General features: G+C 59.2%; 11 protein-coding genes and 1 pseudogene. All 12 read left to right on the top strand.

Going from position 1 to position 12,618, the window contains the following annotated elements:
• A pseudogene (locus DES29_RS12515) lies at positions 1-386 on the top strand (hypothetical protein); the annotation flags it as partial.
• 119 nt (positions 387-505) lie between these two features.
• Positions 506-1,471 (top strand): Flp pilus assembly protein CpaB, encoded by a 966-nt coding sequence (gene cpaB / locus DES29_RS10070; RefSeq protein ID WP_113854836.1) that lies wholly within the window; start codon positions 506-508, stop codon positions 1,469-1,471.
• A 19-nt stretch (positions 1,472-1,490) separates the two neighbouring features.
• Positions 1,491-3,083: a type II and III secretion system protein family protein gene (locus DES29_RS10065; protein ID WP_113854834.1), complete on the top strand. Its 1,593-nt coding sequence runs from the start codon at positions 1,491-1,493 to the stop codon at positions 3,081-3,083.
• A 24-nt stretch (positions 3,084-3,107) separates the two neighbouring features.
• Positions 3,108-3,923 carry a CpaD family pilus assembly lipoprotein gene (locus tag DES29_RS10060; RefSeq protein WP_236578918.1) on the top strand — a complete coding sequence of 272 codons (816 nt, stop codon included), beginning with the start codon at positions 3,108-3,110 and terminating at the stop codon, positions 3,921-3,923.
• A 2-nt stretch (positions 3,924-3,925) separates the two neighbouring features.
• Complete coding sequence (locus DES29_RS10055) at positions 3,926-5,209, top strand: CpaE/TadZ family protein (protein WP_016474579.1); 1,284 nt, start codon at positions 3,926-3,928, stop codon at positions 5,207-5,209.
• A 49-nt stretch (positions 5,210-5,258) separates the two neighbouring features.
• Positions 5,259-6,743, top strand: a complete 1,485-nt coding sequence (locus DES29_RS10050) for a TadA family conjugal transfer-associated ATPase (protein ID WP_113854833.1) — start codon at positions 5,259-5,261, stop codon at positions 6,741-6,743.
• Positions 6,744-6,756: 13 nt separating this feature from the next.
• A complete protein-coding gene (locus DES29_RS10045; RefSeq protein WP_016474577.1) occupies positions 6,757-7,737 on the top strand; it encodes a type II secretion system F family protein in 981 nt (326 codons plus the stop codon).
• 10 nt (positions 7,738-7,747) lie between these two features.
• Positions 7,748-8,659: a type II secretion system F family protein gene (locus tag DES29_RS10040; RefSeq protein ID WP_016474576.1), complete on the top strand. Its 912-nt coding sequence runs from the start codon at positions 7,748-7,750 to the stop codon at positions 8,657-8,659.
• A gap of 15 nt (positions 8,660-8,674) precedes the next feature.
• Positions 8,675-9,823: a tetratricopeptide repeat protein gene (locus DES29_RS10035; RefSeq protein WP_236578919.1), complete on the top strand. Its 1,149-nt coding sequence runs from the start codon at positions 8,675-8,677 to the stop codon at positions 9,821-9,823.
• On the top strand, positions 9,824-10,378 hold the full coding sequence (locus tag DES29_RS10030) for a TadE/TadG family type IV pilus assembly protein (protein WP_021995561.1): 555 nt from the start codon (positions 9,824-9,826) through the stop codon (positions 10,376-10,378).
• Position 10,379: 1 nt separating this feature from the next.
• Positions 10,380-11,027, top strand: a complete 648-nt coding sequence (locus tag DES29_RS10025) for a hypothetical protein (protein ID WP_021995560.1) — start codon at positions 10,380-10,382, stop codon at positions 11,025-11,027.
• Positions 11,024-12,613 (top strand): hypothetical protein, encoded by a 1,590-nt coding sequence (locus tag DES29_RS10020; RefSeq protein ID WP_021995559.1) that lies wholly within the window; start codon positions 11,024-11,026, stop codon positions 12,611-12,613. The genes DES29_RS10025 and DES29_RS10020 overlap by 4 nt, the downstream gene beginning before the upstream one ends.
• Positions 12,614-12,618: the final 5 nt, after the last annotated feature.

Genomic DNA, 12,618 nt, shown 5'->3' with positions numbered 1-12,618 from the left:
ACTTATTGGTTCATTTTCACGGGATTAGCTCAGCAAAACATCCGATCCTTGACCTTAATCACACGAGTTCGGGATCTGTTATCCGGGAGTTCCGGGTAAAGCTTGCTGCCGTCCTTTCTTTTTGGGCGGGGTCTGACGCGCTCCTCTTTTTGATTCTTCTCTCGCTCGTCGGCGGACTCATGGTTTTGGGTCTTCCGCTCTTGCGAATGATTGAAACAAAGACAGGGTTTTGGGCGGAGCGTTTGGCGGAGGCCTTCGGCCGGCCGCTTGAATGCACGCCGATCGGTCTCCTCGGCGGTGAGGCTCAGAAGGGGCTTCCCTACGGGCTCGCCATAGCGGCAGGTTTTGCTGCAGTGCAGTTCGGCGTTTTCTCACACATTTTCTAAGTCTTCTTCGAGATGGTTTGAAACCTTCCGGCAGCTCCGGCTGCGGGAAGGCAGGGGCCTTGTGCGCTCAAAAAACGGACCAGACCGTCGGGATTCCACGCGACATCAGGAATGAGATCGTGAAAATCAAAACTTCTTCTCTACTGCTTCTCGGTTTTGTCGTCGTCCTTGCGGGCTGTGCGGCTTTCGTCGCACGCGGGCTTCTCGCTCCCCATGCGGCAGAACGTCCGGCCGCTGCGGCGCAGGCCAGGGCGACTGAGGCGCAGGTGCCGCCCGTTTGGGCTGCGGCTGCAGCCAAACTGGTAGAGCCCGGCGAATTTCTCTCGGGAACGGCGATCAAATGGGTGGAGATGAAGGCTGACGAGGCTCCAGCATCAGCGATTTCCGCCAAGCGTCCGGGAGACCGGACGGCCGCTGCGCTCCTGATGGGTGCAACCGTTAGGCGCTCAGTTCCGCAGGGCGAACTCATCACGCAGGACGATGTGCTTTACCCCGGCAATCCAGGGTTCCTGGCGGCTGTGCTGTCGCCGGGCAAGCGTGCGGTGTCCATTCCGACCTCTGCGGTGTCGAGCAACTCCGGTTTGGTGAGTGCCGGCGACTGGGTGGACGTGATCCTGACATTGAAGCGTGAAACCGCTGAAGCCATGGCGGATCAAGAGGACAAAACGAGCGGCATGACAAAGCTCGCTGCTCAGACCATCCTCACCAACGTCCGCGTGCTCGCGCTTAATAACTCAACCGAGAGCATTGCGCCGCAGCCGGAGACGGCTCCGCAGAAGACGGATGCCAAAAAGACGGCTTCGACGGCCGCGCGTCGCGTTGACTACCGCACGATCACGCTTGAAGTGACGCCCATGGAAGCACAGGCGCTCGCTGTGGCTAAGGAAGCCGGAGACCTTCAGGTGTCTATTCGCGGTCTGCGTGAACCGGAGACCAAAGATGCGGCCGGCACCAGCGCAGTGAATGAGAAGACCGCTGCCGTCACGCATCTGCAGGATGCCACGGGCATTCTCGGCACGCAGCGGCCGGCCGCTAAGACTGTCATTACCTATCAGGGTGCGGCTGTTGCGCCCGTCACCTTCTAACCGATTGAAGAGAACCATCGTGCAGATTCCACACCTTGAAGATTCAGTCAGCCGTTCTTCCCGTCTGACCCAAAACCGGAAGCCGTCGCGCGCCGTATTTGCGGCAGCCTGTCTGGGCGCACTGCTCGGTCTGGCTGTTTCCCCAGCATCGGCAGCGCTGAGGGCACAGGTTCCGACAGACGTCAAAGTGCTCGAAGGCGCTTCAAGCTTGAAAAACCTCAAGCTCACCAAGCCGACAAGCAGTCTTCGCGTCTTTTTGAAGGAGGGTGCTCTGCTGCAGCTCCCGAGCGCAGCGGCAAAGGTGCTTGTCGCAACGCCGGGCATTGCCTCCTATCAGATGCCTTCTCCCGATCAGGTCTTTTTCTTCGGCACCGCTGCCGGCTCAACGACCTTTTATGCGCTTGACGAAGCCGGCGCGGTGATTGCAGCTGTCCAAGTGACGGTTGAACACAATCTCGAAAAACTGAAGGCCGACATCAAGCGGGCCGTGCCGAGTGCGAGCATTGAACTCGTGCCGGCACTCAACAACCGCATGATCGTGCGCGGCAAAGTGAAGACGGCGCTCGACAGCCGGCGCGTCACCCAGCTCGTTGAATCCTATTTGGTCTCTTCGGCCGCTGCAGGCGGTCCGGGGCAGGGCGGCGAGCAAGGTGGCCAGGACGGAGGCGGCCAGGGCGGCTCCGCCGGCGGCCAGTCGAGTCCGGTCATCAATCAGCTCAAAGTTGAAGTTTCTCAGCAGGTGAATATTCAGGTGCGGGTTGTTGAAGTATCCCGTTCACTCACGCATTCGCTCGGCTTTAACTGGGGTGCGGTGCTCAATACCGGCCGCGGCCCGCTTTTCCTTGGCAACGGCACATCGCAGGGACTCTTCTCCTCGCATGCGTCCAACAATTCACACTTCAATCCGGACGGTTCCTTTGAGGACGGCAATGCCAACATTCCGGGGTTGATGCCGGATTCGAACACGGCGGGCGCGGCGCTCGGCGGCATCTTCAATATGGGCCGCATGTCCTTGGGCGTGCTCATCAATGCCATGAGCGAATCCGGTTTTGCTTCGCTCCTTGCCGAACCCAACCTGACGGCGATGTCAGGTCAGCCCGCCGCCTTTGCGAGCGGCGGCGAAGTGCCGATCGTGATTATTACGGGCAACTCCATCACCATCGACTACAAGTCCTGGGGCGTGATTCTGCGCATGACGCCGACAGTGCTTTCGCCTAACCGCATTGCAATCCATGTGGCGCCTGAAGTGAGCGAGCTTACGAGCGAGGGGCAGGTGATTCTTTCGGAAGGCTCCGTGATTCCGGCGGTGCGCGTGCGCCGAGCAGAAACCACAGTTGAACTCGCCAGCGGCCAGAGCTTTGCCTTGGCCGGCATGCTTCGCAGCGAATCATCGCAGACCGTGAACGGTGTGCCGGGACTTCGCAACCTTCCCTTCGTCGGCCGTCTTTTTGAATACGAACAGACGCAGGTCGAAGACAGCGAACTCGTGATTCTGCTCACCGCCAATATCGTCGACCCGGTTTCTTCGGGCGATCTGCGCGTGCCGGGACGCGGCATCAATGCCGTTGACGCTTATGCACCGCGTCAGGCTTCAATCGGCTACCTCTTCTAATTGAAACGGATGCGGATGAAAGATATGACACACAACAACAATCAGCGCCGCTTCAGTCTGAAGACTCAGGCGCGCAAAGGCACGGCAGCGCTCCTGAGCATTGCCTTGATCGCAGCGCTTACGGGCTGTGAAAGTTTGAGCTACATGGGCAATGCGGTTCAGACGGCGGGCGGCTACGCCTTTGACAAAGCCGAAGCAGGGTACCGTGCGGTTGAAGGGCTTGAGACCAAGACCGTTGGCCGTGTGCGTTCCTCGAATTTTGCTCAGACGAGAGACGAGGCGCTCTCCATGAAGGTTCAGGCGAAGTCGCTCTACCTTCGTGCTTCGGCAAACGGTTCGGGTCTCACCGATGAGTCGATCGAGTCTGCCAACAAGTTCCTCTTGTCGCAGGGACCGATCCGCCGTCAGGTGCTCACCGTCGTACCGCTCTCCGAGCGAGGCGAAAAGCTCGCTCGCCGATTGGCCGAAGCGCTCGAAGAAGCGGGCGCTCAGGAACCCAAGCTTGCCGTCTATGTAAATGAAAAAACCGGCAAGCGCGACTTTCCGGACCGCCGCGTGAGCTGGGACTTGGAGCTCATCAGCGAGGCCTACGTTGTGCATGCGCCGGAGTGCGAGGTGGCCGATCCGACTCGCTGGACGATTGAGCCTTACGAGGCCGTCGGCACGTTGGGCTGCGCCAACAACGCCAACATCGCCATGATGGTGAGCGATCCGAAGGATCTCCTGCGTCCGCGTGCGCTTGAAGGCGCTGACGGCACGGCCAGCAATCTGGCCGTACAGAAATATCAGACGGGTGATCAGGAAGACCTGATCGACATCGACTTCAGCCAGGAGGATTGATCGTGGATAAGGAAAACGAAAACAATGCCTCCGTCGAGGGCATCACGACCGCGGTGTTTTGCCGCGAAGGCGATCTGAAGCAGTTCACCGACGTATTCGCTCGGCTCGGGCGCAGCTGTACAGCCGCTCAGAAGGGCGGCATCGACGAAGCTCAGGCCTGGCTCACGCAGCATGACGCCCCGGGGCTCTTGATTGTTGATATTTCTGCTTCGCCTTTCCCAGTGCCGGCCTTAGCAGATTTGGCCGCCTTGGCGGGCCCGGGCTGCCGCATTGTGGCAGTAGGCGCAGAAGAAAATGTTGAACTTTACCGTTCGCTCCTCTCTGCCGGTGCATTTGACTATCTGGTTTCGCCGGTGGCAGATGCTTTGGTGGTGGAGCTCCTCAACCGTGCCGACAGCGATCGCTGGCTCGGTATGCCGGATGCTTCAAGCGTGCGGGTCGGACAGACCATTGCGGTGACGGGGGCTGCTGGCGGAGCGGGTACGAGTACCGTAGCGGCGCTTTTGGGGCGCTGGATTGCAGAGGCTGCCAAATATCCGACGCTCCTCGTTGATTTCGATCGCCGCAAAGGTGACCTCGCGCTACTCCTCGGTCTCAAGGCCGACAACGGCTTGGCCGGCATTCTTTCGGCCGCTGAAATCGACTATCGCCTCATTGCCCGCACGGTGCTCGCAGACGGTGAAAAGAAGCGCCTGTCGCTCCTTGCTCAGCGTCCCGGTCCGGAAACGCCGGTTGATCCGCAGCTCCTCCTTCAGTTGGGCGGTGCGCTTTGCGAACTCTTTTCTGTTTCGATTTGGGATATCCCGTCGCATCGCCCTGCGGGGAGCGCAGAAATTCTGAAGAACGCCGATGTCTGCGTGATTCTCATCGACTACACGGTTTCAAACGCCCGCGCGGCGAAGATTTTGCTCGCTGAACTCGGTGCGCCGCAGCCCGGTCAGCGCCGCTTCTTGGTGGCCAATCATTGCCGAGCCGGTGCGGGCAAGCGCAGCAAGCCCGTGCTGACGCGTGAAGAGTTTGAAAACTTCCTCGGCGTCAAGGTGGACTTTGAACTGCCCAATGCCGGGACGGTCCTTGACGCAAGTCTCCTGCAGGGAGCGCTCACTTCGCAGGCGGCTCCAGCCTTTGCCCGCAGCATTGAAGGGCTCGCCTGCGGACTGCTCGGGCGCGCAGGCGCGCACTCGACGACTCCGGGTTTTGCAGAGCGGTATTTCCCGACTGTCATGAAGCTGCTCAAGCTTTTGAAGCTCACCGGAAGCAAGGATTCCGCCAAGGCTGCGGCTTGATGAGCGGCTGCCGTCCTCAAGAAAAGAGACCGTTTGGAGAATAGTGAAGATGCTCGTTGGTACTCGTCGACCCATTCCGGCCGCTGCCCCTGCGCCGCGCCCAGCTCAAGACGTTCGGCAGGATGCGGCTCTCATCGGCGCTGCGCAGCCTGGCGCCGAGACGCCGCCCGCCGCGATGCCGAATCGGCCGTCGTTTGCTGCCGCCTCAAACGCTGGGAGTGCAGCCGTGCGCCGCCCCGGCATGCGTTCCATGCCGCAGAGCGCTGCTGCGGCGCCTCAGGCTCAGGCACAGGCTTCGGCAGAACTTGCCCGCGTGCGCCGCACGATTCACGATCAAGTGTTTGCGCAGATTGACCCAATGAAGGCGGCGACGACCAGCCGGGAAAATCTCGCAGAACAAGTCGCTCAGCTCATTCGTGAGATCTGCGACCAGAACCGGTTTCAGCTGACGGCCGCTGAAGAACAGGCCATCAGCGCGCAGATGCTCGACGAAATGCTCGGCATCGGGCCGATCGAGCCGCTGCTCGCTGATGAAACCGTTACGGATATTCTCGTCAACGGCGCGGATAAGGTGTTTGTCGAGCGCTTCGGCAAACTTGAACTGACGCCCATTACCTTTATTGATGAAGAGCACGTCTTCAATATTGCGCAGCGCATTGCCGCGCGCGTCGGCCGCCGCATCGATGAAGCCAATCCGATGGTCGATGCTCGTCTGGCAGACGGCAGCCGCGTCAATGTTGTTACGAAGCCGCTGGCGCTTGACGGCACATCCATTTCAATCCGCAAATTCAGCAAGCATAAGCGCAATTTGGAAGAGCTCTCCGAGGGCGGCGCACTCACCAAGGACATGGTGGAGCTCCTTTCACGCGCGGTGATGGCGCGTCTCAATATCGTCGTTTCGGGCGGCACGGGCGCGGGCAAGACAACGCTGCTCAATGCCTTGTCCTTCAAGATCGGGCAGAAGGAACGCGTGGTGACGATTGAGGATGCGGCCGAACTGCAGCTCAATCAGGAAGACATCGTGCGCTTGGAAACCCGTCCCGAAAGCATTGAAGGCGGCGGACAGATCACTCAGCGCGATCTTGTTAAGAACGCGCTTCGTATGCGTCCGGACCGCATCATCTTGGGCGAAGTTCGCGGCGGCGAGTGCTTTGACATGCTCCAGGCCATGAACACCGGTCACGACGGCTCGCTTTGCACGGTGCACGCCAATAATGCGCGCGACGCCCTGATCCGTCTGGAGAACATGGTGCTGATGGCCAATCTGCAGCTTCCGCTTAATGCCATCCGCCGTCAAATCGGCGGCGCAGTGAATATGGTCGTGCAGATTGAACGCATGCGCGACGGCAAGCGCCGTGTGGTGTCGATCGTTGAAGTCTGCGGCATGGAAGAGGACGTCATCCAGACGCAGGAACTCTACAACTACCGCATCAAATCCATCTCTGCCGACGGACGGATCGTAGGCGAATTCGTCAATACGGGGCTGCGCCCGAAGTTCTATCAGGACCGCGCACATCTCTTCGGCGGCAATTGAGAGGACAAAGCTCATGCTTAATCTTTTCACGATTTTGGTGTTCCTCTTCGTACTTTTGGGCGTGCTGGGACTTCGTGCCTTTACGAACCGCGCACGCCGCGAAGAAATGGTTCGCGAAAGACTCACTGAGCTTTTGACGCAGGTTGAGGAGGAAGCCAAAAGCGTTGCGCCGGTTGAATATCCCGATGAATCCGTGCTGATGGGGCTTGACGACTATCACGGGCATTTCCCGAAGCTCCATGCCCGCATCGTGCGCATTCAGAAGGGACTGGAACTGCTCGGCTGGACCAAGAACCTGCGTCTTCGCGTATTGGTGCTTGGTGCTCTTTCCTTTACGGCAGCCGCACTGGTGGGCCGCATGACGGACTATCCGTTCCTGATCGCATTTTTCGGAGGCGCAGCGCTTTTCGCCTCTGCGGCGGCGCTCCTATATCTGCGCGCCATGGGTGAATGGACCGAAGACCTCGGCAAATCGCTTCCGGAAGCGATTGACTCCATCGCGCGAATTTGCCGCGCCGGCGTGCCGGCTCAGACCGCCTTCGGACTCGCCGCACAGAACCTGCGCGGCGCGCTCTCGGAAGAACTTCGCACCATCGACCGGTGGCTGCGTCTGGGCGTCCCCTTGAAGCAGGTGCTTCAGGAATCAGCGCACCGCGTGCCGCTGCCCGAATACCGCTTTTTCGCCGTCATCGTGATCATCAGTCAGGAGTCGGGCGGCCGTCTGGCCGACACGCTCGAGCGCTTGGCGGCCACGCTTCGCGAGCGCGCGGAGCTTGCACTCAAGGTGCAGGCCAAAACATCCGAGGCTCGCGCTTCGATCAAGATCGTCGCCTGTCTCGTGCCCGGCGTGCTCATTTATCAGTACATCCAGGCGCCGCAGGACTTTCAGTTCCTCGTTACCGATCCGACCGGCCTCAAAGTGCTCGGCTACGCTGCCGCGAGCGTTGCTGCCGGGCTTTTTGTGACCTGGCTGATGGTTCGCCGCATTCAGTGAGGCTCGAGTCATGACTACATGGATTATCTTTTTTGCGCTCGCGCTCCTCTCTATTGTCGTCTTTGTGTTTGCGCTGCGCTCCCAACAAGATGCTGAGGCACTTGAAGATCGATTGGCGGGCACCATTGATGAAGAAGCGGCTGCGCATCCGCATCAGGCGGGCGGCATCGAGCCGCTGCCGGAATGGATTCAGCCGGCCGCTCGCTTTGGGCTGAAGCTCGCCGGGAATGACAAGAGCCGTGAGACAACGGCGCTCCTCCTCGCCCAAGCCGGTTTCGCGCGCCCGGGTTCGCTCGGCGTCTTTTTGCTCCTCAAAACGCTGCTCGGACTCGGCATTGCGGCCGCGCTCTTTTTCGGCACTCAGGAGCGAAGCATCGGCACCATCGCGCTCATGGGGGCAGGTTACTTTGCGGGCGGTATTCTGCCGGAATGGGTTTTGAAGTCGATGGCCGCACGGCGCTATACGGCGCTTGAGCGCAGCATGCCCGACGCCCTTGACCTCATGGTGATCTGCGCCGAGGCCGGCCTTCCCTTTACGCGCATTGTGAAGGTGGTGTCGAGAGAACTGGAACTTTCCGCACCGATTCTCGCTCATGAACTCGCACTCACCAATGCCGAACTTGAAATCATGCCCGAGCGTTCAGCGGCGCTGCGCAATCTCGCCGAGCGTACGCGCGTGCCGTCTATTGAAGGCATGGTTTCAACGCTTATTCAAGCCGAACAGTTCGGTACGCCTCTGGCGCAGGCGCTCCACAACATTGCCGCCGAATCTCGGTCGACCTTGATTTTGACGCTCGAAGAACGCGCCGGAAAGCTCCCCGCCCGTCTCTCTTTGCCGCTGATGACATTGATTCTGCCGCCCGTCGTAGCGATCGTGGCCGCACCCGCGCTGATGCGCGTCATCCGCAGTCTCCTCACCTGATTTTTTGTGTCGATCATGACTACTTCTGCTCACAGTTTCCGCCGACGCCCGCAAGCGGCAATGAAGACCGCTGCGCTTTTTGTCCTTTCGGCAGCTGCGCTGATGCTTTCGGGGTGTGCGTCCCTTGCCGGAGCAGGGTCGGACAGTCCGATGCCTGAGCGCACCATCAAGGAGCGCACGCCTTCAGAAGTCGTAACGGCTCCCAAGAAGGATCGTGAGTCGGCATTGCGCCTTGCCCGCATGCTGGTGGCTCAGGGACGCTACGAAGGGGCGCTCAGCGTTTATGCTGAACTCGACCGCCGAGGCGGCATGGATGCTAAGACCCTTTTGGAATATGCAGGGATCGCGTCGCTCATTGAACCGCCGCGAGCTACCTTGACTTTGTTTACCAGAACCAAAGCCCTTGCAGAAGCTGAAAAAGTGAAATTTGCTCCGGCTGAAGAAGCGGGGCTCCTCACTGGTTTAGGCCGTGCTTATATGGCTTCAGCCCGCATGAGCGATGCGCGAAGCGCACTCGCGCGGGCCGTTGAGCTCGACGACAAGAACGTTTCTGCGCTCAATGCTTACGGCATTGTTCTCGATGCTGCGGGTGAGCACGAGGAAGCCGTCAAGTACTTTGACAAGGCGCTTGCCCAGTCACCGACGAACGTGCAGGTGCTTAACAATTTGGCGCTCGCCAAACTCGGCATGAACGATGCCAAGGGGGCCTTGAAGGTGCTCGGCGACGCTGAGAACTTCAGCTCGTCGGACGCTTCCGGCATACTGACCCCCAAAATGAATCTCGCCTTTGTCCAGTTTATGACGGGGTCGGCAGATCGTTCGCGCGAAACGCTCCAGAGCTTCATGACGAATGAACAGGCCGAGGATGCCCTCAAAAAGTTTGCCGCCATGAAAAGCCGCATTGATGCCGGCGAATCTACGCTCGCCGATGAGTGCCTGCGGGCGGCCGAGAAGATGATCGAAATTCGCCCGAAATCTTCGGATGATTCGGACTACGGCTATGAAGTTCCGCTTGTCGTTGAGCCCGTGAAGACGATCGAAACAAAGGACGCTGCCGGTCTTTCTTCCCATGCCCAGACGTTCCCGAAGGGCAGCCCCGAAGCCGCAGCTGCGCTTGAGGCGCTGAAAAAGGGCAGCGCTGGTCAAAACGGGAGTCAGCCCTAAATGACAGTCGGGATCTTCCGTTCGCGAATCTTTACCGCCGGCCGTGCTTTCCTGCGCGACGGTCGCGGCGTCTCCGCGGTTGAGACGGCTTTTGCTTTTCCGGTGATTCTGGCGGCGTTCTTCATCATTGTGGAATTTGCCAATATGGCGCTCACGATTCAGGTTGGTGAAAGCGCAGTCTCGAGCGCGCTTCTGCGCTTTCGCGATGCCGGTGAGCTGGGGGCGTCCGCCGAAAATGACATTCGTCAGGGTATTGCGGCCTATTCATTTGGCTACCTCAAGCCCTCGAATGTCTCCCGCGTAACCGTTGAGGCCTATGAGTCGCTGGACGCGCTCGGCAACCCGGGCGGAACGAACGGCGCGGGCGAGGACGATGAGGAAGGCACCGCAGAAGCGGACAGCAGCTATCCCGCCTGGAAGGTGGTCGTCGTGATCACCAAGGACTTCATTACGCCGCTTCCGCGCCTCATTCTGACGAACCGCAAAGATTTCACTTATCGCTACGAACGCGTCATCGCCTACTACCCCCGCATTGAAGAAAGTGAAGGGGCGTGAAATGATTAAGAGTTCCTTTTTCAAGAAGATTGCGGCGGCCGCTGCCGGGCTGCATCGAGAATCCGGGTCGATTGCCGTGGAAACAGCGCTCGGCATCACATTTTTGGTGAGCACTGCCGTGATTCTTTCGGATATGCACCAGATCGGCATTGAGCGGGAACGCCTTGAGGCAGGCGCTGGCAGCATTGCTGTAAATGCTGCGCAGCAGCCTAAGCTCACGCAGTACGGGCTCAATGCGCTCGTTGACGCATCGCTCGAGACCGAAACCCGTGACACCGAAGTCATCATCATGAATGTGCTGCAGTCCGGCGCCGTGCAGTGGATGATTCGCCGCGGCGACGGGGCGATGCTCTGCGAACTCAATGTCGAGGGGAAGTACTTCACGGGCGAACTGCCGGTGGATCCGCCGGAAAATTCCGGCGAAGGCAATGACGAGAGCGATGTGGACGGCAGCACGATGTCGATGATTGTGGTGGATGTCTGCCGCCGTACGGCAGGCTTTGAATTGGGCAAGCACCTGCGTCTTCCCCGAGTGATTCAGGTGGAGAACATCTACCGCTCCAACAACCGCGAAATCAAGCTCGACGAAGCGCTTGAAGAAGAAAATCTGATGCCGTCGGACGATGATGGCGAAGGGAGCAACGCATGATTTCTCTTCTTTGCAAACGTGCCCAGTCGCTTTTGGCCCGTGTTCTCCGTGAAGAATCCGGTTCGGCTGCGGTCAATGTGGTCTTTTTCCTGATCGGCGGCATTGCGCTCACGGCCTTTGTGGTGGACGCTACGCGCGTGAGTGCCGACGGGGCGCGCCTCAAGCAGGCGACCGATGCGGCAGCTCAGGCCGTGGCGATGGAAGCGGCGAAGGACTCCGAGACGGATGTGCTCGGGATGGCTCAGCGCTATGTTGCCGTCAATCTGGGGCTCGATAAAGAGCAGCTCTCGCGTGACTTGAGCGTTGCGGTGGAGCCGGTGACCTGGAACGACTATGAAGGCTATCGAGTCTCGGCAAGCTTTCGGGCGCTGCCCTCACTTTTAGGCGGTCCGGGGAAGACCGTTGAGGTGGCAAGTGCTGCGGTGGCGATTTACAACCCGCTTGAAATTGCTTTTGTTGCGCCTTCCACGATCAACGAGACGCAGCGGGACATGCAGGCGATCCGCGACATCGGCGAGGCCTTTTATGACGAAGTCATTGACGGACGGGCTGACCGCTGGATGGCCTTAGTGCCTTATTCGGACGGCGTCAATGTTTGGGACGATGCCAAGGGCGTTTCTCGTATCCGCAGCTGGGCGATGCCGGATCGTATTGAGCCGCAGTGGTTCCGCTATATCAAGCAGGGGGCGGGCGTCTCCAATATGGCCTCTCCCGATATGCCCGATGTCCGCAAGAAGATTCTTCATGTTCGTCGGGGAATGCTTGGCGGAGAGCTCTTCGATTGGACTGAACCTCCGGCAGGATCTTTTGAAATCAGCGCTGAAACCTGTTACGGCGGCAACTGCATTATGTCGAACTATCCCGGAGGGTGGCCTTACATCACGTGGCGGGGACCGGTGATTCCTTCTGCGGGCAGCGGATTAACCGGCCCGACTGATCAGCGCTGGATTGCGGCTGACGGGACTGTGCCGCTCACAGCACTCCTGCCGCTCACGGATGAGCGTGAAAAATTTACGGCACGTCTGCAAAAAATGATTGGCGATCATGAAGAAATCAATCACGCCATCAACATGAATATTGCAATGGGCTGGGGGGCAATGGCGCTTTCGCCGGGGTTCCGCGGTATTGACGGCTGGGGAGATCTCGACCACCCGCGTGACTTCAGCGAAGACGGCAAGTCCACCGTCAAGGCGATCGTCATGCTGGCCAATTTGAATGGTCCGCTGATTGACATCGACATGGATGCCAACAACTTTTATCTCGATCTTGAGAGCTTGGGCGGCTATGCAGATACCGGAGACCGCGATTTTGTCCGGCAGCGAATTGAAGATTTGTGCGGCAGCTTCAAGTCGCATCAGGACTTCTATTTCTACATGCTCATCATTCCGCCCTCAACAAATGAATCCGGGCTACGCCGCTACAACGAGCTTAAGCCCACGCTCCTCGCCTGCGGACGCAATTCGGGCGATGTGTCTGAAGTTGAGACGCCGAGCTTCGCAGAAGGCAAAGAGACGGTGATCGATGGATTGAAGCGTATTGCATCGGATCTTGAAAGTAAGAGCAGCTTTGCGCGGCTCATTGAATAAGTTTG

The organism is Sutterella wadsworthensis, assembly GCF_003315195.1.
Classification (GTDB): domain Bacteria; phylum Pseudomonadota; class Gammaproteobacteria; order Burkholderiales; family Burkholderiaceae_F; genus Sutterella; species Sutterella wadsworthensis.
This window is presented reverse-complemented; position numbering and strand designations above follow the sequence as displayed.